This is a genomic window from Acetobacter sp. DsW_54 (genome assembly GCF_002153575.1).
Taxonomy (GTDB): domain Bacteria; phylum Pseudomonadota; class Alphaproteobacteria; order Acetobacterales; family Acetobacteraceae; genus Acetobacter; species Acetobacter fabarum.
Genome location: NZ_JOPD01000003.1, coordinates 100,936 through 123,956 on the forward strand (window position 1 = coordinate 100,936; position 23,021 = coordinate 123,956).

Below are 23,021 nucleotides of genomic sequence, written 5' to 3' on the forward strand. Positions count from 1 at the left end.
CCCCTGCTTACCCCATCTTGCGCCGCAGCCGCCCCCGTATGCGCACAACCACATCGGACAGGTTAACCACACCAAGAGCATGCAGGAGCGCTGCATAAAACACAGCGCCCCCCACAACCATACCAACCAGCCAGAGTGCCCGGGTCACAAAAATTGCGGGCAGAGAGACAAAACTTTCAAGCCCCAGCAGGCCCAGCCCCATAAGCAGGGCCGCAACACCAACCCGCCCCATATGGGATAAGGTTGAACCGTATACGAGCAACGCGTTTTTACGCAGCAGCAGCACCACCAGAAAAGCAACATTCACGCAGGCGGTCACGCTACTGGCCAGCGGTGGCCCCATATGCGCCAGAGGCTTCATAAACAGCAGGTTGAGAATAAAATTGAGTACAAGCACCCCAACCCCAACGTAAACCGGGGTTCGGGTATCGCCCCGTGCAAAAAATGCAGGGGACAGAACTTTAACCAGAATAAAAGCGGGTAGCCCCACCGCGTAAGCCCGTAGGGACTGGGCGGATAACAGCGCATCATGCTCGGTAAAAGAGCCATGCCCGAACAGCACAATCATGATCGGGCCAGCCAGAACCAGCAGCCCGGCAACGGCAGGCAGGGTCAGCAGCACGACATATTCAATAGAACGGTTCTGGGCTGTGTGCGCGCCCTGTATATCCCCGGCACTCAGATGCCTCGTGAGCACAGGCAGTAACGTTGTTCCGGCGGCGGCCCCCAGCACACCAAGCGGCAACTGGTTAATCCGGTCTGCAAAATACATGAGCGACACACTGCCTGCGGGCAGCAGGGTCCCAATAATGGTATCCACCGTTAAATTGATCTGGCCAACGCCGCTCCCAATCAGGCCCGGCACCATGCGGCGCAGCAAAAGACGGATGCGCGGCGTTAACTGGGGCCATAGCGGCATAAGCCCGAACTCGGCTTTTTCGCACGCCCATGCCAGCAAGCCCAACTGCACCACGCCAGAGGCCGTAACCCCCCATGCCGCAGCATAGGCGACACTGGGGAAAAAGGGAGAAGCCCCGACAATAGCCAGAATACCCACCACGTTGAACGCCAGATAGGCAGCAGACGCCACACCAAAGCGGTGCAGGCCATTCAGCACCCCAGCCAGCAATGCCGCAGCGCAAATCATGACCAGATAGGGAAAGGTAATGCGGCTCAGGCTGACCGCCAGATCATAACGGTCCCCATTTTGCAGGAAACCCGGCGCTATCACACGTAGCACCTGCGGCATGAACACTTCGCCCAGCACGCACAAAAACACCAGCCACGCCAGCATGACCCCAAGTGCACGGCGGGCAAACAGGCGTGCCTCGTCCCGCCCATCCTGCACCATAACTTTCGAGAACATGGGCACGAAGGCGGCATTAAACGCGCCCTCTCCAAACAGACGACGAAACATGTTGGGCAGGCGAAACGCAACCTGATAAGCATCCTGCAACGGCCCGGCCCCCATAAAGGCCGCCAGAAGCTGGTCGCGTATCAATCCAAGAATGCGGCTGAGCATGGTCCAGCCACCAACCGTCAGAAAATTTCTGAGCATGGGGTATCCGCTTCAATGTGCAGGCAGGCAGCGGAACACTAGAGATAAATTCAGAAAAAGATACTGCCAATCCGCCCCATTCCGGGCTGTGTGCATACTCCGTGCCCCCTTCGCGCGCTGTATTATTCACCCACAACACAGTATGCTGTGTACAGCACGGAAAGAGCGCCCTGTATTAAGCAGAACTTTTGGAAAGACACCTCGCGCATGCCCAATACGCCTCCATCTTCGTTAGTGCCTGCTCACCAGCGTTGCGGTCTTATCAAGGCCAGCCAGCGCTCCAAGCGGGGACAGGAAATGGCACGCAGTCTGCTTGCGCTCTTTATTGTGGCCGTAGCCCTTTACACCATACAGGGTTTTCTACCCGCTCTGGCCTGGGGTGGCGTGTTTGCCATTGCCACATGGCCCCTTTACAGCCGTGCATGCCGTATGTGGCCCAATGCAGCACGCGGCACGCTGTTACCGTTACTGTTTACGGTTGTTATGGCGCTGCTCTTTGTTATCCCGCTAACACTGATCACGCTTGAAGCCATTGGAGAAGCCCAGAGTGCGCTGGAATGGCTGGATCATGCCCGTAAATTTGGCGTTCCCGTGCCTGATGTTATCCAGCAGTTACCCGTAGGCGCCGCAAGCATTGCGCATCTGTGGGAAACGCACCTGTCCAACCCGCGCGACGTTTCCGGCCTGCTGGGCGCTCTGGACAATAAAGGGGTCATGGTCACACGTGCCCTTGGCAGCCAGATAGCACACAGGGGCACGCTGTTCTGCTTTTCCATTCTCACCCTGTTTTTTCTATACAAGGACGGGGTTTCCGTCATTCGTCAGTGCCGCGTTGCATCCTGCCGGGCTTTCGGCCGCAGGGGGGAAAGCATTGCACGCCAGATTGTTGCCTCCATCCATGGTTCCGTGCAGGGGCTTGTTCTGGTGGGGATTGGTGAAGGCCTGCTTATGGGGCTTGTCTATCTTTTTGCCCATGCACCACACCCCGCCCTGTTTGGGGTTATTACTGCCGTAGCAGCCATGATCCCTTTTTGCGCCATGATCGCAATTGGGTTGGTTTCGCTCCTGATTCTGGTTTCAGGCGCGTCGGTAGCGGCCATTGTCACATTCTGCATTGGGGCCACGGTTATTTTTGTGGCTGACCACTTTGTACGCCCGACCCTGATTGGCGGCACAACAAAGCTCCCCTTCCTGTGGGTGCTGCTTGGTATTCTGGGTGGAGCAGAAATGTGGGGGCTGATCGGCCTGTTTATTGGGCCTGCCGCAATGGCCGCACTCAACCTGATCTGGCAGCGCTGGGCATACGGAAACAATGCAGAAGTCTGAAAAGACTTTTGCATTTCCCCCCGAGGGTGGGGTTATTTAGCAATTTCATTTGGAAAAAATATCGGGCAGGCGGGATTCGAACCCACGACCCCCAGTCCCCCAGACTGATGCGCTACCAGACTGCGCTACTGCCCGTTAAGTGTGAGTGGTGTTTAGCAATACCTTGCGAAGAGCACAACCCACTCTACTCGTTATTTTTATCTTTTTTTCAATCAGACCAAAATCTTGCGCCGGATGGCTTCCAGCTCCACCAGAACATCGGCCAGATCCGAACGCAGGCGTACGTTTTGCCCCATAACCTGCACCAATGCCTGTTCCAGCCCTGCCTCTACCGCTGCGGGCAGTTCGGCCACAACGGCTTCTACCTGCTGGTAGCCTGCAACCAATGGTGCATCCTCTGTTTGAGCATCTTCCGCCAGCGCGGCTTCCGCCACGCTGTTTTCGTCTGGCCTTACAGTTTCCACGGGTTGGGGGACGGTTGTCTGTAATGCGTCCCCTTCCTGCAACAGGCGCTGCACACCTTTTACAGTATAACCCTGATTATAGAGCAGGTCCGCAATACGGGCGAGGAGGAGCACATCTTCCGGCCTGTAATACCGCCGCCCACCACCTCTTTTTAAGGGACGGACCTGATGGAACTGAGTCTCCCACAACCGCAGGGTATGCTGGGGCACATGCAGCTCATCCGCCACTTCACTAATTGTGCGGAAAGCGTGAGGGCCTTTTTCGAAAGAACCCGACTCCGACACATCCATATCGGCATCAGACACGTCAGGCGCGGCGTCATTGTGGGGGAATGTGCCATCAATCGTCATAATCGACTCCCGGCTCTGCCTCCTCATGGTTGACTTCCGCCCTCAGCAACTGGCTGGAACGGAACACCAGAACGGAGCGGGGAAGAATAGGCACTTCCTCCCCGGTTTTGGGGTTACGCCCGCAGCGTTGCCCCTTTTTTCGGACTGAGAACGTGCCAAAACCGCTGATTTTGACACTTTCGCCTCGTTCGAGCGCCTGCATGACTGTCTCCAGAACATCTTCTAGGAGCACAGACGACTCTTTACGAGACAACCCTACCTGCTGATAGATCTGCTCTATCAAAGATGCACGTGTGACAGTTTCCATGCGCAGAAAGGTAACACGCCTGTGCGGCGCGTCAATTCATTCACAATGATGTCACTTGTCTGTTATCGCCCGATCACAGACGGACCAGCACCGAACCCCATGTCAGCCCGCCGCCCAGTGCTTCCATCAGCACCAGTTCACCTTTTTGAATCCGGCCATCCCGCACGGCTTCATCCAGTGCCAGAGGAATGGAAGCGGCAGAGGTATTGGCGTGCCGGTCAACGGTCACAACTACGCGATCAGCCGGAAGTGCAAGCTTTTTGGCCACGCCTTCAATGATCCGGATATTGGCCTGATGCGGCACAAGCCAGTCCACATCCGCGTAGGTCAGCCCTTCGGCTTCCAGCGCTTCATCCACGGAAGACGACAGCTTGGCCACGGCATGGCGGAACACGTCACGCCCGCTCATTTTCAAATGTCCGGTTTTATCGGGCTGCCCCACGGCGCCATCCACATACAGCAGGTCGCCTGTTGTGCCATCGGAATGCAGATGGGTGGACAGAATACCGCGTGCATCGGATTCGCTCTCTGATGCAGACAAGACTACAGCCCCGGCACCATCCCCGAACAGGACGCATGTGCCGCGGTCTTCCCAGTCCACAATGCGGGAATAAACCTCGCTCCCGATCACCAGGGCATTACGCACCTGCCCGGAACGGATAAAGGAATCCGCAGTTGCCAGAGCAAAAATAAAACCGGAACAGGCTGCTGCAACGTCAAAGCCAAACCCGTGGGTCATGCCCAAAGCAGCCTGAATCCGAACTGCCGTTGCGGGAAAAGCCTGATCAGGGGTGGATGTTGCGACCAGAACAACATCAATATCATCAGCGCTCAGGCCCGCATAATCCAGCGCCCTGCGAGCGGCTTCCGCCCCCATGCTGGTTGCGCTGTCATCGGGGCCAGCAATATGGCGGCGGGTAATACCGGTGCGGGTTCTGATCCAGTCATCCGATGTCGCAAGCCGGGTTGCCAGCTCTTCGTTCGTGACAACTCTTTCTGGCAGAAATCCACCAAAACCTACCAGAAGCGAACGTTTCGCCATGACCGTTCTTTCATTATCCGCCAGCGCAGGCAGCTCAAAGGCTTACACGCGCAACACATTCGTCCCGTTTGCTCAGGTCACCGGGAGGGCTGGTTCACATTCCTCCTCCGTCTGCGGGCGCATCAACAGCGCCCCCATATGAGAAAGACGCTCACGAATGCTTTCGTTAAAACCATGCGTGACCATATCCATGGCCACATCGACTGCGGCGGCAAAGCCCTCGGCATCTGTGCCGCCATGGGATTTTACCACCACACCGTTCAGGCCCACAAAAACAGCGCCATTATAACGGCGTGGGTCCAGCCACTCCTTCATCCGCTCCAGACCGGGGCGAACAAGCAGGTAGCCAAGGCGGGAGATGATCCCACGCTGGAAAACACGGCGCAAAAGGGTGGTGGCCATTTTAAGCACACCTTCGCCGGTTTTAAGCGCAACATTTCCGGTAAACCCGTCAGTTACAACCACATCCGTGGTGCCTGCGGTAATATCATGCCCTTCCACAAAACCGTGGAACTGGGCAGCCAGAGGACTCTCACGCAGGGTTTCAGCCGCTACGCGCAGTTTTTCATCCCCTTTGAGTTCTTCCGCGCCAATATTGAGCAGGCCAATGGTTGGTGCGGGCAACCCCAGAACAGATTTGGCAAAGGCTTCGCCCATAACGGCGAACTCGACCAGATTACGCCAGTCGCACGCAACATTGGCGCCAAGGTCAAGCATGACCACGTCGCCCTTGATGGTGGGACTGATGGCCGCCATGGCCGGGCGGGAAATACCCGGCAGGGTTTTGACCACAATCTTGGCCAGAGCCAGCATGGCACCACTGTTACCGGCGGACACAACCCCCTGGGCACGTCCACTGGCTACGGCGTCCATGGCAAGCCGCATGGAGGACTGACGCATCCGCAAAGCGGATGTTGGCTTCATGTCCATGGAGACAGACACATCCGTATGCCACACCGTGCATATGGACGCAGCCTTGGGATACTTCGCCAGCAAAGGCAGCAGGCGCGCCTCATCCCCGATCAGCAGCACCTTGATATTGCGGTGCCGTTCGGCAGCAATGGCAAGCCCGGCAACAACCACTTCTGGAGCCCCATCGCCCCCCATTCCGTCCACGGCGAGGTTGAACACCTCGTTAGGGTCGGAAGGAAAACTTTCTGGAATCTCGGTCTTGCTCATGCCTGCTTCTCTGCCATGCCGCAGATGCCTTACCCCCATTACCCCGCGTGCTACGGATGCAGCACGCGTTTTCACGCCTGAAAAATCAGGCGCGAACGGCGACCTTGAGTGCCTTGCCTGCGGCAATCACTTCACGGCCGTCGTAATGACCGCAGTGACTGCAGACATTGTGAGGACGCTTCAGTTCGCCACAGTTGGAGCATTCAGCATGAGCTTCTGCACGCAGAGCTTCATGGCTACGACGCATGCCACGACGTGAAGGCGAGGTTTTCTTTTTGGGTACAGCCATAAGCCCAGCCCCTTCTCATAAAAATGGTTAGAACAACACGCCCGGTCACGCGTTAACGCAGCCAGACGCCAAAACAGGTTTATCACCAGCACTGAGCCGCGGCCTCTAGCAGACAGCAAGCGTTTTCGCAAGCAATCCTACAAGAAAACCCCACACCCACACTTGGGCAATTACGCGTTTCCGCCCCGCCAGCGAGCCAGACCAGCAAAAGGACTGGCCTTTTTCTCAGGCTCTTCCTCAAGACCGTGTTGTTCAGCCTCATCCTCATCCATGATCAGGCCGGGAGGGAGAACAACATCCGGCGCATGCGGATAAGGCTCCAGATCCAGAGCAAACTGTTCAACAACAGCCTCGCCCAGATCAACGTCCTGCCCCTCATACGGAATTTCATCAATCGCGTCCATATCCGGCGCGTCGCCTTCCACAAACTGGCTGGCCGGAACAAAGCGGACAACGAACGATCCCGCCATCATATCCTCAAACGCCTCCATGCTCACAACACAGGTCTGCGTAAAACGGACAGCCAGCGCGCCTTCGGCCGTCACAACACCGCGCCCGTCATCCTTGAGCCGGTAACGGCAGCGCAGCAGGGCCACATCCTGCAGGCCCAGACGCCGGGCCACTTTTTTGCACTCATCCGGCGTGGCTTCCACGGTCATATCCGTTCCCAGCATTCCGATTCGGCGCACGGCCAGAGGGCGATAGAATTCTGGCTTTTCGGTCATGGAAGTCTCCTGAAGTAACGCTGAAACAAGCAGGCGGGATGCGCTCGGGACAAAGCTTTCTGACCACCGCCTGAACAATCTACCACACAAGCGGAACTTTATGGAGTAATGTCCGGGCACGGGCCGCATAAAGCGTGCTCTTTTTGCCATTCAGCAATTGACGCCCCGCGAGTGTTGGGGCATCGGACAGACATGGCCGTTGCCAGTTGGATGACGATCATGGATCACAATCTTACGCTTGGGACACCCTGACCAGATGACGCCGCCACGCAAGAACAAGACATCGCGCCTTAAAAGTGCCTGTGGGGCACTCGCCACGGTTCTTGTGCTGTCCGGCTGTCAGGCTTTTGGCCCTACCCCCACGCCCAGAGGCTCCCTGCTTGAGCCTGAAGAATACAGCCAGCTTGAACCCGGCACCAGCACCCGCGCAGACGCCATTGACCTGATGGGCTCCCCCACCACCAAAGGCGCGTTTGACGATAATATCTGGATCTACATTTCCATGACCACCCATCTGGTGCCCATGGATTTCCCCGGTGTGATGAAGCAGGACCTTGTTGTGCTCAAGTTCAACAGCGCAGGCACGCTGGAAAGCATGCGCACGCTCAACATCAAGGACGCCAAACACGTGGCCATGATTAACGAGATCACGCCAACGCCGGGCACCAAGATTAACGCGCTCCAGCAGATTCTGGGCAATGTGGGCCGTTATAACCCCATGCAGAACATGATGGGTTCAGGCGCTGCGGGCGGACAGGGCGGAATGTTCAACAACAGCTCCGGCCCCGGTCACTTCGGTTCGGGTAACTCGCTGTAAAATACCTTTCCCCGGCGGTGCGTTGCTAGTTTGGCAGATACAGCCGGACACGCAACCCGCCTTCTGGCGCCTGTTCCAGCGCCATTTCCCCCCCATGTGCACGAATAATATCGCGCGCGATGGTCAGGCCCAGCCCGGTGCCACCATCCTGCCCGCTCTCGAACGCACGTAGCACCTGGGCACGGCGGTCTGGCGGAATACCCGGCCCGTCATCATCCACCAGAATACTCACCCCACCGCCTACGCGGCGCGCACTCAGCACCACGCTTGCGTCGTGCCTGCGGGCGTTATCAAACAGGTTGCCTAAGGCACGGCGCATGGCATCGGGGCGCATATGCGCACGTAAACCCGGCTCCACCACAAGCGCACGAATATGCACACTTGCCCGCCGGGCTGCGGCCACCACATCCTCCAGAAACGGCAGCATCTCGACCTGCTGGACGCTCTCCGAGCCTTCCCCCCGTGCGAAGGAAAGGTAGCTGTCGATCATGTGTTCCATTTCGGCAATATCGCCGATCATTTCATCAATATCTTCGGTCATGGCCTTGGCGCATATGCTGCCTTCACGCGGCATCATGGCCAGAGACAGCCGCAGGCGGGTCAGCGGGGTACGCAGATCGTGCGAAACCCCGGCCAGAACGCCCGTACGCTGCGCCACAAAGCGGGTTATCCTGTCCTGCATGCGGTTAAAGGCCACGGCAGCCTTACGCACCTCCTGCGCGCCTGCGGGGCGAATAGGGCCAATATCGCGCCCCATGCCAAACTGCTCCGCCGCCTGAGCCAGTTGCCGGATGGCGCGCACCTGATTGCGCATGAACAGCCCCGCAATAATGAACAGCAAAAACGTGCTGCCCACGGTCCATGCCACAAACAGCCATATCTGCCCCATATCCAGCCGTTTGCGCGGGGTATCTATTTCCAGCACGCCATCGGGAAGCTGGATATAAATACGCACCGCATGGTGAAAATGCCGCCATTTGACAAAGAACGGGTAATCAATGGCCTCCCGCAGCGCATGCACAAGGTCATCATCCATAGGGCCCAGAACATGGGTGGACCCCACGCGGGAGAGTTTTTCCCCCGGTCGCCAGATTTCTATGAGCTGGAGCTGCTCACGCGCCTGCGCAACAAACCATTCCTTGTCCGCCGGGTTTTTAAGCCGTTCCAGCGCGTTAAGGGACAAAACAATTTCTGCCGTGACCGACCCGGTCAACCGCCGGGATACCACCTTGAGAAAATTGCCGTAATAAAGTTCAAGCGCGATTCCCTGCGTGATCAGCAGCGGGAACAGAACAATCAGCAAAGAACGCCCCAGCAGGGAGCGCGGCAACATGCGCCTGACCGATTTTTCCACCTTGAGCGCGGGCCACCCCCCACGTGGGAAAAGGCGGAATCCCTTGCGGCCCATCATACGCCCTATAAACCCGGCTTAAGCACATATCCGCGCCCGCGCACCGTATGCAAAAAGCGCGGCTCACGCGGGTCTGGTTCTATGCAACGGCGCAGGCGTGTTACCTGCACATCAACCGCGCGCTCGCCAATTTCGGTCATATCCATGGCCTTGGCGATGTCCTCGCGCGTGAAGGTTTCATTGGGTCTGCGGGCCAGAACGCACAGCAGGGCCGCCTCCCCCCCGGTCAGGTGGATATTGCCATCCGGCCCACTGAGCAAAAGCCTGACCGGATCGAACTCCTTGTCCCCCAGCCGGACAATCCGCAGGTTGTCTGTTGGCGGTGGGGGCTGATGCCGGCGGAGATGCGCCTTGAGCCGCAACAAAAGCTCGCGCGGTTCAAAAGGTTTCCCCAGGTAATCATCTGCTCCCGCTTCCAGCCCGGTAATGCGGTCCTCCGGCTCCCCGCGCGCGGTCAGGAGCAGAATGGGCAGGTCCTGCCCGGCATCTCGCAGGGATCGGGTTAATTCCAGCCCGTTCTCCCCCGGCATGGTCACGTCCAGCACTAGCGCATCGGGCTGAATACCTTCCAGCGTGTGCCGTGCCTCGGTCGCATTGGCGGCAACACTCACGCGGAACCCATGCTCAAACAGGTAACGCTGCAACAGGCGACGCAGGCGCGGGTCGTCATCCACCACCATTACGTGGGCGGCCACATCTCCTTCGGCGGTTGTTATCTGCTCAGACATGTTAACGCCCTTCCCTTCGCCCTACGCTCTCTTCGCTTAGCAAGGCACGACTATGCTCGGACAGCATACCATTGATAACACGGCGGAAACCTTCCACCGCAGCGCCCCCGGCCTCGCGGTAGGCGGCAACCAGCCTTTGCCGGATAACGGCAAACAGACGGGCCTCCGCGGCTTTGCCGGTCGGGCTTAAAAACAGCAGCTTCTGCCGCCTGTCCTGCCGCCCGACTTTGCTTTGCAGGTATGCCCGCGCATCCAGCTCGTGCAGTGTGCGGCCAAGGCTTTGCTTGGTCACACCCAGAATGTCCTGCAACCGGCTAACAGGAATACCCGGACTAAACGCCAGCACCTGCAACACACGGTAATGCGCGCGGCCCAGCCCATCCTCCTCCAGCACGGGGGCCACAGCCTCGGCCATGTCCCGCGCGGCCAAAAACATGAGGGTCTGTGCCAGTCTTAAACTTTCTTCACGCAAAAAGAGCAGGTCTGAGCCTGCGCGCTCATGGGGAGGTGGCATGACCATGCGTGTATTTACCCTGCGGCTGGTGCCGGGGTGCCTGCCTGTACGCCAAAGCGGGCCTTAAGGCGGCCTATGCGCAGCACATCGGCCAGACGCCTGTCTACAAACGCTTCGAATGCTGCTTCATCCTGCCCACGGCTCAGCCAGAACAGAAAGACCGAGGCATACAGCCCGCCCAGAGTCAGCCGTTTGCTCACATAGGTCAGGCCTGTCGCATCGTCCTGCGCAGCCTGCCATATGGCGTTAACCGTGCGCAGCCATGCGCGGCGGAAAGCCTTTTGTCCCCCGCAGGATAAAAAGACCCGCATCCCCCGCAGGGCAGCCGTGCGGCGCTGCTCATCGGGCGGCAGACGTAGCAGAATAGCCTGACGCACCCGCTGGCTCAGCCGGGGTTCCTGCGTGTCCTGCATGGCGTCCACCATGGCGCGGTCACACAAGTCGGACCAAGCTTCCACCATTTCCACCACCCCTGCGGGAAAAAGCAGGTCTGCATCGGCCCCCGCCACAGATCTGAGCGTGGCCATGCTCCACCCGCGCTCCCCGGCAACGGATGCCAGCTTGCGCAAGGCGGCATCCCGGTCCGCATCCCGCTCCATGGGGGCGGGCATAACGCCCGCAGCCAGTGTTGCCACCGCCAAAGACAAGGCCTGTTCCATTTTTCCCGGCAGCATGCTCATGCCTGTATCCCATACCGTGTGATTTCCGCCTCAAAACCAAAGCGGGCCATATCCTTCATACGCATGGGATAGAGGATTCCGTCCAGATGATCCATTTCATGCTGCATGACATTGGCGCAAAAGCCCGAGGCTATGCCCTTCACCCGCGCGCCGTGCTCGTCCCAACCACTATAGCGCACACGGCGGTAACGCGGCACCTCCCCCCTGAAGCCGGGAATGGACAGGCATCCTTCAAGCCGCGGCATCATATCCGGCCCATCCGGTTCGATAACCGGGTTAATCAGGGCCTGTACCGGGCGTGGCGGATCATCCTCCCCTTCGCTGCGCGTTGGGGGTACCGAATACAAGAACAGCCGGAGCGGCACATGCACCTGCGGTGCTGCCAGACCCACACCGCCACTTTCGGTCAGGGTTTCTCGCATATTCTGCAGCAGTTCCCTGATCTGGGGAGCACTGATATCTTCCACCTCAACCGCGCGTTGCAGCAGAACCGGGTGGCCCATACGGGCAATAGCAAGAACCGACATGCTTTTTGTTGTCCTGTTTTTTTGCACATCCACAATAAAACACACGGAAGTGCGGGTCTGATACGCAAGAACGAATTGTATCTTGTCTTAAGGCCGTGTTATAGAGACCGCCAACAGTGGAATCGGCAGCCCGGAAGGGTAACGCAGATCTCCTTCCATAATGGCTTCCCAAAAACCGGTTTGCCGGATTTTTTTGAACAGGGGTTAGTGACCAAGTGCACGTTCTAGTCCGTGACAACAATGTCGATCAGGCTCTTAAAGCGCTCAAGAAAAAAATGCAGCGCGAAGGCATCTTCCGTGAAATGAAACTGCGTCGGCACTTTGAAAAGCCGTCCGAACGCAAAGCGCGTGAAGCGGCAGAAGCCGTACGTCGCGCGCGCAAAATGGAACGGAAGCGTCTGGAACGCGAAGGCTTCTAAGCCAGCCTCCTCCTGTTTTGCAGGCATTAAAGGTCGGTTGCCCCCACGGGCTCCGGCCTTTTTGTTTGCCCGGATGCAAGCCAGAGCCTGCTTGAAGCTACAAACAAAAAAGCCGCCCACAGTGCTGTGGGCGGCTTTTTTGTCGGCATATGCTCCAGCTTTAGCTGTTCTGAAGCTTGTCCAGTTCGCGCACAATGGCTTCGCCCATAACGGACGTACCAACGCGGGCCATGCCTTCGGCCATAATATCCGCTGTACGCAGACCACTGGCCAGAACGTTGGAAACTGCCTGCTCGATCATATCCGCTTCGGTCTGGAGGTTAAGCGAATACCGCAGCAGCATGGCAAACGAGAGAATCTGGGCAATCGGGTTGGCAATACCCTGCCCTGCAATGTCAGGCGCGCTACCATGGATGGGCTCATACAGAGCCGGACGACGACCATCGGCCTGTTCCGCCCCCAGCGTGGCAGATGGCAGCATGCCAAGGCTGCCTGTCAGCATGGAGGCGAGGTCGGACAGAATATCGCCAAACAGGTTGCCGGTTACCAGCACGTCAAACTGGCGCGGGTTGCGCACCAGCTGCATGGCGCAGTTATCGGCCAGCATGTGCGACAGCGTCACATCGGGGAACTCGCGGGCGTGCACATCGGTCACGACCTCTTTCCACAGCAGGCCGCTTTCCATCACGTTGCATTTTTCCACCGAGCACACGCGGTTATCGCGCTTGCGGGCCAGATCGAACGCAACGCGGGCCACGCGCTGGATTTCCGACGTGGTGTAAACCTCGGTGTTAATGCCGCGCTTGGAGCCATCGGGCAGGGTTTCGATCCCGCGCGGGTCACCAAAGTAAATGCCGCCCACGGTTTCACGCACGATCATGATATCCAGACCACGCACGACATCGGGCTTGAGCGTGCTGCTATCGACCAGCGCATCAAACACCTTGGCGGGACGTAGGTTGGCAAACAGCCCCAGTTCCTGCCGCAGCTTGAGAATGGCGACTTCCGGCCGCTTGTCAAAGCTGACATGCCCCCATTTGGGGTCCCCCACCGAGCCGAACAGAACAGCATCGGCGGCCCAGGCCTTCTCGATAACTTCATCACGGATCGGCACGCCGTATTCCGCCAGAGAGGCACCACCCACAAGGTCTTCGGTCAGTTCAAATGTCAGGCCGCGCTTTTTTTCCAGCCATGCAATAATCCGGCCGACTTCGCGCACAACTTCGGGGCCGATCCCATCTCCGGGCAGGACAAGAAGTTTAACGGGCTGCTTGGGGTCTGTCATCGCGGTGCTCCGTAGGGATCTGTTCAGTCAAAATGAATGGTGGGCAGCCAGGATTTATCCCGGTCCTGCCGTTTTTCGTATGTTGTAATCGTTGCTTCGTGCTTGAGAGTCTGGCCGATGTCATCCAGCCCTTCGAGCAGGAGATGCTTGCGGAAGGCATCAATCTCGAACGGGACTTCTTCCCCATTGGGGCGAATAACAACCTGACGCGGCAGGTCCACTGTCAGGCGGGCATTGCTGCCCATCTGTGCGTCCCCCATCAGCTCATCACACACCGCACGCGGGAGGCGGATGGGCAGAATGCCGTTCTTGAAGCAGTTGTTGAAGAAAATATCGGCAAAGGAGGGCGCAATAACGCAGCGGATACCAAAATCCAGCAAAGCCCACGGCGCATGCTCGCGCGAGGAACCACACCCCAGATTGTCATACGTGATCAGGATTTCAGCTTTGCGCCAGGGCTGCTGATTGAGCACAAAATCCGGGTTTTCGGCACCATCGGGCAGGTAGCGCATGGCATCAAACGCGTGCTTGCCAAGGCCGGTACGCTGGGTGGTTTTCAAAAACCGCGCCGGAATAATCTTGTCCGTGTCAATATTGGCCTGCGGCAGAGCCGCTGCAATGGCGGACAGCGTGACGAACTTTTCCATTATGCCAGTTCCCTCACATCAGTCAGGCAGCCCGTGACCGCAGCAGCCGCGGCCATGGCGGGAGAAAGCAGATGTGTGCGCCCACCCGGCCCCTGCCGCCCTTCAAAATTACGGTTGGAGGTGGATGCGCAACGCTGGCCGGGGGTCAGGCGGTCGGGGTTCATGCCAAGGCACATGGAGCACCCGGCCTCACGCCATTCAAAACCTGCATCCAGAAAAATACGGTCCAGCCCTTCTTCCTCAGCCTGCCGTTTGACGTTGCCCGAACCGGGAACAATCATGGCGCGCACGCCCGGAGCAACCTTGCGCCCGGCGGCAACCTGAGCAGCCATACGCAGGTCTTCAATCCGGCTGTTGGTGCATGAGCCAATAAAGACCACATCCACCGGCGTACCAGCAATTTTCTGCCCGGCTTCAAGGCCCATATAATCGAGCATGCGCTGCAACTGGGCTTTTACGGCCTCGTCCGTTTCCTGTGCCGGGTCGGGCACGGTATCGGTAATGGCCAGAACTGTTTCGGGGCTTGTGCCCCATGTCAGGGTCGGGCCTATGTCCTCAGCGCGCAGGGTTACTTCGCGGTCAAAATGCGCACCGTCGTCCGATGCAAGGGTTTTCCAGTAGGCAACGGCCTGCTCAAACCCTTCACCCTTGGGGGCAAACGGGCGGTTGCGCACGTACTCGAACGTGGTCTCATCCGGGGCAACAAGCCCTGCGCGGGCACCGGCCTCGATCGCCATGTTGCAGATGGTCATGCGGCCTGCCATGTCCAGCCCACGAATGGCGGACCCGGCAAATTCGATCACATGCCCCGTGCCACCGGCGGTGCCGATATGCCCGATAATGGCTAGCATGATGTCCTTGGCGGAAACACCCGCTCCGGGGGTTCCTTCCACATTGACACGCATGTTTTTGGCAGGGCGCTGCAGAATGGTCTGCGTGGCCATGACATGCTCAACTTCGGACGTGCCAATACCAAACGCCAGCGAGCCAAGTGCTCCATGCGTGGAGGTATGCGAATCACCGCACACAATGGTCATGCCCGGCAGGGAAATCCCCTGTTCCGGCCCAACCACATGCACAATCCCCTGATTGGCAGACAGAAGCGGAAAATAGGGAACGCCAAATTCCTTGACGTTACGTTCGAGCGTTTCAATCTGGTTGCGGCTGTCCGCTTCCTCGATCGGCTGGCTCCGGTCGGATGTGGGCACGTTGTGGTCCACAACAGCCACGGTTCTTTCCGGGTGGCGCAGCTTGCGCCCGGCCAGACGCAGGCCTTCGAACGCCTGCGGACTGGTCACCTCATGGACGAGGTGGCGGTCGATATAAAGAATGGAGGTGCCGTCCGGAAGGGTTTCCACGACATGATCATCCCAGATCTTGTCGAACAACGTACGCGCAGCCATGCGCATCCTCCTTACCTTTATATCCGTGTGAACAGCCTTGAATGAGCGCTGCACACACCCTGTTTTATCACAAAGACCCGACTGGCCACAGGCCAGTCGGGTTCACACAAGCCATGTCTGGCGTCGTGCCCAAAAGCCTTGTGGCTTTTAGCCTGCTGCTGCCGGAGCAACAACTTCACGCGGGCGTTCTGCAATACGTGCAGACTTGCCGCTACGGCCACGCAGGTAATACAGCTTTGCGCGACGCACCTTACCACGACGCACGACCTTGATTTCGGCCACAGTCGGAGCATACAGCGGGAACACACGTTCCACGCCTTCACCGTTGGAGATCTTGCGCACGGTGAAGTTGCTGTTCAGGCCCTTGTTGGAACGGGCGATCACAACGCCTTCAAACGCCTGAAGACGAACGCGCTCGCCTTCCTTGACCTGCACGGAAACACGCACGGTGTCACCGGCATCAAATACGGGCACTGCGCGCGCAGCGGTCAGACGTTCAATTTCGGCAGCTTCGTACTGCTGGATAATGTTCATGTCGGTATCCTTCTCAAACCCCTAAGGTCTGCCTGTGCGGCCCCGCCCACAGCTGCAGTCCTGTTTTCATTCTTGCGAGCCAGCCAGGCAGACCACAGATCCGGCCTTCTTTCCCGCGTTGTCTCTTCAGCCTTAGCCTGCCGCCACTGCGCTATGGCAGCATGGTTACCCGAAAGCAGAACCTCGGGTACCTCATGCCCATCCCATACAGCCGGGCGGGTATAATGTGGGTATTCGAGCAGCCCATCGGAAAAACTTTCCTCCACACCGCTCTGTTCACTCCCCATTACACCGGGGAGCAGACGAACACACGCATCCAGCAGAACCAGAGCTGCAGTTTCCCCACCCGAGAGAACATAATCCCCGATGGAAACCTGCTCGACACCCCTCGCCTGCAAAAAGCGCTCGTCCACCCCTTCAAACCGGCCACACAGCAGCATAACGCCTGGACCTGCCGCGTAACGCCGTACATCCGCCTGTGTAAGCGGACGCCCCCGTGGCGTAAGATACACACACGGAATATTGGCGTCAGCCTGCGTTGCGGCAAGTGCCGCATCGGCCACGTCCGGGCGGATAACCATGCCTGCGCCACCACCAAACGGCGTATCATCAACAGCACGATGGCGACCAAGACCATGCTCACGCAGGTCTTCAGTACGGCAGGACCACACCCCGTTCTCCAGCGCACGCCCTGCAAGGGACTGCCCCAAAGGCCCCGGAAACATTTCCGGGAAGAGTGTTACAACGGTGGCCTGCCAGCTCATGCTGGCGCCCCCGCCTGCCGCTTGCCAACACCACGCCCCTCTTCCCCCGAAACTTCGTCGGGACGAACAATGGTTATGGTACGCTCATCCAGCTTGACCTCAGGCACACAGGCCTTGGTAAAGGGAACAAGCGAGCCATCACCCAGTTCAAGGCTGGCACCGGCACCGTAATCGTGAACCATGAGGACGCGCCCCAGAGAAAGACCTTTTTCAAACGCTTCCATGCCGATCAGGTCAGCATGGTAGAATTCTTCTTCCTCTGGCTCCGGCAGACAGGAGCGCGGCACATACAGGCGGGTATTCACCAGCGCCTGTGCCGCAGTCCGATCCGCCAGTGGCTTGCCATCTGCGTCTTTAAGCTCGGCAACGCTATCCGCACCGCACCAGCGCAAGGACCATTTACGCCCTTGCGCATCCTGCAGAACCGCATAATCCTCCAGCGTCGCAGCATCCGCCGCATAGGAATGCACGCGCACAAGGCCGCGCACTCCATGCGGTTTACCCACAACACCAACAAGGATCAGGTCAGGCTGCATAGCTGGCTCGGCTTAGCTCAGGCTGCGGCTTCTGCTGCTTTGGCGGCAGCGGCTGCACGTTCCTGTGCCTTCTTCTTCGGAGCAGACTGCTTGGGCTGCTCGTTAAAGCTCGGCTTGGCGATCAGGCCGGCGTTACCCAGGAAGCGGGCAACACGATCGGTCGGCTGCGCACCCTGGGAAAGCCAGTGCGTGATGCGTTCGTTTACCAGACGCACGCGTTCAGCGTGGTCGGAAGGCAGCATCGGGTTGTAGGCACCCACTTTTTCAATAAAGCGGCCATCACGCGGGCTGCGGCTGTCTGCCACAACGATGTGGTAGTAAGGACGCTTCTTGGCACCAGCGCGGGCAAGACGAATTTTAACACTCATTCGGAATACTCCAGACCGAAAAACAAAACCCGGAAAACTTAGGCAGAAACAGGCCGCATCAGCGGAAGGGAGAACCGCCAGGACCACCCGGCGGGCCTCCACCCATTCCCTTAGGCATGAGCGCAGACATTCCCTGGCGCATGAGACCTTTCACGCCCAGTTTGTTAAAACGCTTCATCATGGTGGACATCATATCGAACTGCTTGAGCAGCTTGTTGACGTCCTGAACTGTTGTTCCAGACCCTGCGGCAATACGTTTTTTGCGCGAGGCCTTGATAATCCCCGGCGCACGACGTTCGCCCCGGGTCATGGAACCGATAATGGCAAGGTGCTTTTTAAGGACGGACGTATCAAGGTCCTTGTCCCCCAGCGCTTCCTTGACCTTACCCATACCCGGCAACATCCCCAGAATACCGGAAATGGAACCAAGCTTGTTGATCTGGCGGATCTGGGATGCGTAGTCATCCAGATCAAACTTGCCAGCCATCATGCGCTGGGCCAGACGCTCACCTTCCTCGTGGTCCAGCGTATCCGCTGCTTTTTCCACAAGACCGGCAATATCACCCAGGCCCAGAATACGGCCTGCCACACGCTCGGGATGGAACTCATCCAGCGCATCCAGCTTTTCGCCCGAGCCTGTCAGCTTGATGGGCGCGCCGGTAATGGCCTTCATGGACAGGGCCGCACCACCGCGCGCATCACCATCCATACGGGTCATGACAACACCGGTCACACCCACGGCCTCGTTAAACGCCTTGGCGGTATTGACCGCGTCCTGCCCGGTCATGGCGTCCACAACCAGCAGCGTTTCCGCCGGGTGTGTTACGTCCCTGATCTGGCGGACTTCCTCCATCAGCGCTTCGTCAATGGACAGACGACCCGCCGTATCGAGGATAACAACGTCATACCCTTCCTTGCGCCCGACTTCGAGCGCGCGCTGGGCAATCCCGACTGGCGTCTGCCCCGCAATAATGGGCAGGGACGTTACACCAGCCTGCTGGGCAAGCTGGGCCAACTGCAACTGGGCGGCCGGGCGCTGCGTATCGAGCGAGGCCAGCAACACTTTTTTACGCTCACGCGTAGCAAGGCGCAGGGCCAGCTTGCCCGATGTGGTGGTTTTACCCGAACCCTGAAGCCCGACCATAAGCACCGGCACGGGTGGGGTGGCATTCAGGTTAAGGGGGGCAACGCCTGCACCGCCGAGCGCGTCGATCAGCGCATCGTTAACAATTTTTGCAACGGCCTGACCGGGAGAAATGCTTTCCAGCACCTCCTGCCCAACCGCGCGTTCCTTAACCTTGTTAACAAAGTCCTTAACAACGGGCAGCGCGACGTCCGCATCCAGCATGGCCAGACGGACTTCGCGCATGGCCTCCATCACATCGGCTTCAGACAGCGCGCCACGTTTGGCGAGACCATCAAAAACCCCGGAAAGCTTGCCTGAAAGAGCTTCGAACAAGTGCAACACACCCCATAACGAGACGCGCCACTGCGCGAACACTCGCGGAGTGGCGGTCCTGATTTGTTGCAGGGCTTACGGTACGACCGGGCCCTGAGTCAAGGAACTTCTGGTTTTTACTTCTTCTGGTTATCGGAAGAAATCTGCTGGGCGGGATGCTGCAAGGCATTCAGCTGGCTCAGCAGGTCATGGATCTTGCGCTGCCGCTCACGCATCTGGGTCAGCTGCTCAGGCGTCAGCACGTCATGAATCCGGCTGGCGGTCTGGAGGTGCCGTGCCTCGCGCTCTGCACGCAGGGCTGCCATTTTCTGCTGCACCTGCGCAATCTGGTTCTGATCCAGCGGGCCGGGCACGCTCAGCAGATCCTGTATCTGCTCGTGCAGGTTTTCAAACTCTTCCTGCGTGTCCTGCGCCTGATCCTGGTCATGCGCTTCCTTGAGGATGGTTGTGATCTGGTTGCGCTGCTTGTGGGTCAGGTCCAGCCCGTCCAGCGCATTACCGCCCGGACCGCCAAAGGTGGAGCCAACACCCATGCCACCACCCCAGCCACCCGGCCCCGCCGCATGCGCCGACAGACCAGAGAGAGAAAGCCCCGCGACCATTGCCGCAGCCAAGACACCGTTGCTGATCTTCATGACCTGAAATACTCCCCTGCAAAAACAGATTCCACTGTTTGACAGTGACCACAAAAACACCAAAACGCCCCGTGCGCAAACACCCCACACCCTGCCTTAGCGGAGCATGGGCGGCCAGCGCTCAGGCCTGATGCATTAACGCTTCAAATCGGGCGGCTGTTTCCAGCTCCATCTGCATACGGGCAATGCGGTCCGTAACTTCTGTATCCTGCCCCCAGACCGCCATCTGCTGGCGCTCATCCACCGTAGCGCAGGCAACCAGCTCCTCCACCGGCGCGCCACCAAGCAAGGCCAGCCCCAGCACCAGACTCCCCAGTGCCGGAACGGCTACCCCCAGCACGGCAAGTTGCGCGTCTGTCATGCTCTCCATAACCGTACCAAGCGCCTGCAAGGCCTGATCGGACTGGCAGATAGGCATAACCCCGAGCGTGGTCCGGAAGGTTGCACCGTAGGTTTTATCCAGCCATGCCAGCCACGGGTCCCACAGGGTTGCCTGCTGTTGCGCCAGCTTGCCGCCCGCGCCGTCGCGGTAACAGATCAGGTCGCTGTTGGCATAAGCCAGAAGGCTTTGCACCACCCCGTCCCGCGCCTGCGGAATGCGTTCAAGCATGGAGCCTGCAATGCCGGTTAATGGCAGATCATCGGGGGTAAAATACCCCTCTGCGGTTTGCCCGGCAGCCTGCCATTCGGCCACCAGTGCCTCGGCCAGCGCGCGGGACGGCACACACAGGACCGTTTTACCCGGCAGACGTACGCTGCGCCCGTCCAGATGAACAGCAAATCCCCCATCATGCGGGACAAGCTGGACCTGCTTCCAAAACCGTTTGCGCCCTGCCGGGGTGCGCCCGGGCAGACCCGTTGCGTTCGCGCTCACCGGAACAGCCCCAGACCATGCAGCATGTTCATGATCTTTTCCTCCTTGCTGGCTTTTTTTGTCACCACGGTCGGGCTTGGGCCATCGGCTCCTTCACGCGCAGTCGCCAGAAGTGGCGCGCAGGAGGTAGCCTCCTCCCCTTCCCCACCAATGGTAATGCCAACGCGCCCATCCTGCGCGGCAGCCATGCTCACCTGCGGGTTATTCCACGGCCCCGTGACACGCAGGGAGGACGACGCCGAAGCCCCACCCAGCAGCACCTGCGGTGCCAGCTCCATGTTGAGCTCATGCGTATCCAGAGTAACCGTTCCCTGCCCGCGCAGGTGCAAAAAGGCGCTTTCCAGCCCGACCTGGTCAATATGGGCCACGCCGTTGGCAAACTGTGTATGCACGCCAAAGCAGCGCACAGGCATCTGCCCCTTGACCGGCACCTGCGGCCCCAGCAAACGGCGTATCAGCCCGCCGCCCACGCTCCCGTCCACCACGGACGCACCCAGATGCCCTGCAAGGGAACTACTGCGCGCAGCCGCCGTATCACCCTGCGCAGAGAGCGCACCCACAAGCTGGACCGTGCCCTGCATGTCCGGCGCAACCTGCATCCATGCCTGTACAACCGCCAGAGGCAGGAACACCGAGCGGGCAGACGCCTCCACCTGCGGCTGCGGGCCAGACAGGTCATATACAAACCGGGCAACCTGCTGCTGGCCATTCCCCACGGCATGGATGGGGTCCAGCACCAGACGGGCGTTGGCAAGTGCCACATGCGTTTGCACCTGCGACCAGGCAACACCCTGCCAGCTTACGGCCTGCACCTGCATATCCCCCGCCAGCTCAAGGTTGTGCATGACGTCCGCAACCGTGTGATTTTTGTATAAAAATGCCGTTTTGTCGGTTTCAACATGCCCGGTAACTGTCAGCCCGGTAGCATCCGGCCATTGCGTGCCAAACGCCAGATGCTCCAGCGTACCCTGCACATCCAGCGCGGAATGGGCAGCACTGAGCGCACCCTTGACCTGCACGGAAGACTGCCCCTGCGTAACCGCCAGATCCACGGGTGCAGGAGTTTGCTCCTGCATCTGCACAAGCTGTGCCAGAGTACCTGCGGACCCGTTAAGACCCACAGGCTGGCTACCCAGTTGCCCTTCCACATGCAGGCTGAGCGGGTCTGCGGGTGTGGGCGCATCCACCACAGCACGGACAAGTGCTGCCTGTGGCAGCCAGCGCCCCAGATCCACACGCCCCGTGCGGATATGCAGGCTCTGGACCTGCGGGGCATCACCACTCCCCGCCACACTCAGATCCACCGAGAGGTTTTGCCCATCAGGCAGATTGGCATGGGGGAAAAAGGTATTCAGGTCCTGTAACTGCCCGACAGAGCCGCCCATATGCAGGTTATACACACGCTCGGCCTGCGGTGCGTTGATCACGCCATCCACATGCGCAAGGCCTATGGAATGCCCGCCATTGTTCAAACTCAGGCGGAGTTGCAGGGGCAGTTGCGCGCCAAGGGGCCAGAACGGGCCTGTCTGCCCGGTCAGGCTGAAGCTGGCGGAGCCCTTCTGGCCCTGTATGTCCAGATCAGGGGCCGTGCCATCCAGCCCACGCAACGTGGCCTTGCGCAGGCCAAACGTGCCCGAATAATGGGTAAGGGCGTCATCCCACACCACATCTGCCTGCACGATGTTCAGGTCCGATGCGCTGACATTCCAGTGCATCCGCACCGCAGGTGCAGGGCCCGCAGCCTGCTCCGTGGCGGCTGGTGGGGTCAGCAACCAGTCCGCCCGGCCATCGCTCAGGCGGCTCAGGGTGATTTTGGGGGCAATAATGCTCACATCCCGGAACGCAATGCGGTGGGAAAACAGCGGCATGATGGAGAGCCGTGCCCGCACCTGCTTGACCGCCAGCACGTCCGGGCCACCATCCTCCACGCCGGAAAGGCGCACATTCTGCGCCTCCACCCAAGGGAAGGGCAGCACCCACACATGCAGCGTGCCAATGCTCAGGTGTCGCCCCGTGCCCTGCTCCACCGCATCACTCAGCCGGGTTTTCAGCCACGTGGCATCCTGCGTTGCGGAAAAAATTGTCCCGCCACCCGCGACCACAGCCACAACACCCGCAACCAGGCCAATTTTCCACTTAAACCGCATTGTCACGTTTTCTCCCGCGCGAGGTCGGTTGC

26 protein-coding genes and 1 tRNA gene are annotated in these 23,021 nt (G+C 59.1%); 3 read left to right on the plus strand and 24 right to left on the minus strand.

From position 1 onward, the window contains the following. Positions 1-7: 7 nt before the first annotated feature. Positions 8-1,558, minus strand: coding sequence for a murein biosynthesis integral membrane protein MurJ (gene murJ, locus HK20_RS02225; protein WP_086645469.1), 1,551 nt, complete (start codon positions 1,556-1,558; stop codon positions 8-10). A gap of 207 nt (positions 1,559-1,765) precedes the next feature. On the opposite strand from murJ, the gene HK20_RS02230 reads away from it, so the two are divergent. Next, a complete protein-coding gene (locus HK20_RS02230) occupies positions 1,766-2,884 on the plus strand; it encodes an AI-2E family transporter (protein ID WP_086645470.1) in 1,119 nt (372 codons plus the stop codon). 61 nt (positions 2,885-2,945) lie between these two features. Here HK20_RS02230 and HK20_RS02235 read toward each other — a convergent pair. The 7 genes from HK20_RS02235 to HK20_RS02265 all read right to left on the minus strand — a co-directional run bounded on the left by HK20_RS02235 (position 2,946) and on the right by HK20_RS02265 (position 7,241). Next, positions 2,946-3,019: transfer RNA gene (locus HK20_RS02235), tRNA-Pro, on the minus strand. A gap of 77 nt (positions 3,020-3,096) precedes the next feature. Continuing rightward, positions 3,097-3,639 carry a MerR family transcriptional regulator gene (locus HK20_RS02240; protein ID WP_086645671.1) on the minus strand — a complete coding sequence of 181 codons (543 nt, stop codon included), beginning with the start codon at positions 3,637-3,639 and terminating at the stop codon, positions 3,097-3,099. A gap of 49 nt (positions 3,640-3,688) precedes the next feature. Then, on the minus strand, positions 3,689-4,012 hold the full coding sequence (locus tag HK20_RS02245; protein WP_255375207.1) for an integration host factor subunit alpha: 324 nt from the start codon (positions 4,010-4,012) through the stop codon (positions 3,689-3,691). A gap of 67 nt (positions 4,013-4,079) precedes the next feature. Continuing rightward, positions 4,080-5,048, minus strand: a complete 969-nt coding sequence (locus HK20_RS02250; RefSeq protein WP_086645472.1) for a beta-ketoacyl-ACP synthase III — start codon at positions 5,046-5,048, stop codon at positions 4,080-4,082. 72 nt (positions 5,049-5,120) lie between these two features. After that, positions 5,121-6,227 carry a phosphate acyltransferase PlsX gene (gene plsX / locus HK20_RS02255; RefSeq protein WP_086645672.1) on the minus strand — a complete coding sequence of 369 codons (1,107 nt, stop codon included), beginning with the start codon at positions 6,225-6,227 and terminating at the stop codon, positions 5,121-5,123. A gap of 85 nt (positions 6,228-6,312) precedes the next feature. Further along, positions 6,313-6,516 carry a 50S ribosomal protein L32 gene (gene rpmF, locus HK20_RS02260; RefSeq protein WP_048852785.1) on the minus strand — a complete coding sequence of 68 codons (204 nt, stop codon included), beginning with the start codon at positions 6,514-6,516 and terminating at the stop codon, positions 6,313-6,315. 170 nt (positions 6,517-6,686) lie between these two features. Beyond that, positions 6,687-7,241, minus strand: a complete 555-nt coding sequence (locus HK20_RS02265; protein ID WP_086645473.1) for a DUF177 domain-containing protein — start codon at positions 7,239-7,241, stop codon at positions 6,687-6,689. A 256-nt stretch (positions 7,242-7,497) separates the two neighbouring features. Here HK20_RS02265 and HK20_RS02270 point away from each other — a divergent pair, with 256 nt between their 5' ends. Then, entirely contained in the window at positions 7,498-8,058 is a 561-nt protein-coding gene (locus HK20_RS02270) for an outer membrane protein assembly factor BamE (protein WP_086645474.1), read from the plus strand. A 25-nt stretch (positions 8,059-8,083) separates the two neighbouring features. On the opposite strand, the gene HK20_RS02275 is transcribed toward HK20_RS02270, so the two are convergent. Genes HK20_RS02275 through def form a run of 5 tightly spaced genes read right to left on the minus strand, consistent with a single transcriptional unit; the run spans position 8,084 to position 11,918 of the window. Further along, positions 8,084-9,466: an ATP-binding protein gene (locus HK20_RS02275; protein ID WP_086645673.1), complete on the minus strand. Its 1,383-nt coding sequence runs from the start codon at positions 9,464-9,466 to the stop codon at positions 8,084-8,086. Between the two features lie 8 nt (positions 9,467-9,474). Continuing rightward, a complete protein-coding gene (locus HK20_RS02280; protein WP_086645475.1) occupies positions 9,475-10,197 on the minus strand; it encodes a response regulator in 723 nt (240 codons plus the stop codon). Between the two features lies 1 nt (position 10,198). Next, positions 10,199-10,711 (minus strand): MarR family winged helix-turn-helix transcriptional regulator, encoded by a 513-nt coding sequence (locus tag HK20_RS02285; protein ID WP_086645674.1) that lies wholly within the window; start codon positions 10,709-10,711, stop codon positions 10,199-10,201. A gap of 14 nt (positions 10,712-10,725) precedes the next feature. Then, a complete protein-coding gene (locus tag HK20_RS02290) occupies positions 10,726-11,391 on the minus strand; it encodes a rpsU-divergently transcribed protein (protein ID WP_086645476.1) in 666 nt (221 codons plus the stop codon). Continuing rightward, the gene (gene def / locus HK20_RS02295) at positions 11,388-11,918 is read right to left on the minus strand and encodes a peptide deformylase (protein WP_086645675.1); all 531 of its coding nucleotides are present in this window, start codon (positions 11,916-11,918) and stop codon (positions 11,388-11,390) included. Before def ends, HK20_RS02290 begins: the two co-directional genes overlap by 4 nt. A gap of 215 nt (positions 11,919-12,133) precedes the next feature. On the opposite strand from def, the gene rpsU reads away from it, so the two are divergent. Beyond that, positions 12,134-12,337 carry a 30S ribosomal protein S21 gene (rpsU, locus tag HK20_RS02300; RefSeq protein ID WP_003623949.1) on the plus strand — a complete coding sequence of 68 codons (204 nt, stop codon included), beginning with the start codon at positions 12,134-12,136 and terminating at the stop codon, positions 12,335-12,337. Between the two features lie 160 nt (positions 12,338-12,497). Here rpsU and leuB read toward each other — a convergent pair whose 3' ends face one another. The 11 genes from leuB to HK20_RS02355 all read right to left on the minus strand — a co-directional run bounded on the left by leuB (position 12,498) and on the right by HK20_RS02355 (position 22,989). Continuing rightward, positions 12,498-13,622 (minus strand): 3-isopropylmalate dehydrogenase, encoded by a 1,125-nt coding sequence (gene leuB / locus HK20_RS02305; RefSeq protein ID WP_086645477.1) that lies wholly within the window; start codon positions 13,620-13,622, stop codon positions 12,498-12,500. 23 nt (positions 13,623-13,645) lie between these two features. Then, positions 13,646-14,269 (minus strand): 3-isopropylmalate dehydratase small subunit, encoded by a 624-nt coding sequence (leuD, locus tag HK20_RS02310; protein ID WP_086645478.1) that lies wholly within the window; start codon positions 14,267-14,269, stop codon positions 13,646-13,648. Then, the gene (leuC, locus tag HK20_RS02315) at positions 14,269-15,672 is read right to left on the minus strand and encodes a 3-isopropylmalate dehydratase large subunit (RefSeq protein ID WP_086645676.1); all 1,404 of its coding nucleotides are present in this window, start codon (positions 15,670-15,672) and stop codon (positions 14,269-14,271) included. Before leuC ends, leuD begins: the two co-directional genes overlap by 1 nt. A gap of 147 nt (positions 15,673-15,819) precedes the next feature. Further along, on the minus strand, positions 15,820-16,206 hold the full coding sequence (gene rplS / locus HK20_RS02320) for a 50S ribosomal protein L19 (RefSeq protein WP_086645479.1): 387 nt from the start codon (positions 16,204-16,206) through the stop codon (positions 15,820-15,822). Further along, positions 16,203-16,970 (minus strand): tRNA (guanosine(37)-N1)-methyltransferase TrmD, encoded by a 768-nt coding sequence (gene trmD, locus HK20_RS02325; protein ID WP_086645480.1) that lies wholly within the window; start codon positions 16,968-16,970, stop codon positions 16,203-16,205. The genes rplS and trmD overlap by 4 nt, the downstream gene beginning before the upstream one ends. Beyond that, entirely contained in the window at positions 16,967-17,506 is a 540-nt protein-coding gene (rimM, locus tag HK20_RS02330) for a ribosome maturation factor RimM (RefSeq protein ID WP_086645481.1), read from the minus strand. The genes trmD and rimM overlap by 4 nt, the downstream gene beginning before the upstream one ends. A gap of 17 nt (positions 17,507-17,523) precedes the next feature. Further along, positions 17,524-17,874: a 30S ribosomal protein S16 gene (rpsP, locus tag HK20_RS02335; protein ID WP_048852797.1), complete on the minus strand. Its 351-nt coding sequence runs from the start codon at positions 17,872-17,874 to the stop codon at positions 17,524-17,526. A 58-nt stretch (positions 17,875-17,932) separates the two neighbouring features. After that, on the minus strand, positions 17,933-19,333 hold the full coding sequence (ffh, locus tag HK20_RS02340) for a signal recognition particle protein (RefSeq protein WP_086645482.1): 1,401 nt from the start codon (positions 19,331-19,333) through the stop codon (positions 17,933-17,935). A gap of 116 nt (positions 19,334-19,449) precedes the next feature. Next, positions 19,450-19,968 carry a Spy/CpxP family protein refolding chaperone gene (locus HK20_RS02345; RefSeq protein ID WP_086645483.1) on the minus strand — a complete coding sequence of 173 codons (519 nt, stop codon included), beginning with the start codon at positions 19,966-19,968 and terminating at the stop codon, positions 19,450-19,452. Between the two features lie 121 nt (positions 19,969-20,089). Then, positions 20,090-20,842 carry an ATP12 family chaperone protein gene (locus HK20_RS02350; protein ID WP_086645484.1) on the minus strand — a complete coding sequence of 251 codons (753 nt, stop codon included), beginning with the start codon at positions 20,840-20,842 and terminating at the stop codon, positions 20,090-20,092. Continuing rightward, on the minus strand, positions 20,839-22,989 hold the full coding sequence (locus tag HK20_RS02355; RefSeq protein ID WP_086645485.1) for an AsmA family protein: 2,151 nt from the start codon (positions 22,987-22,989) through the stop codon (positions 20,839-20,841). The genes HK20_RS02350 and HK20_RS02355 overlap by 4 nt, the downstream gene beginning before the upstream one ends. Positions 22,990-23,021: the final 32 nt, after the last annotated feature.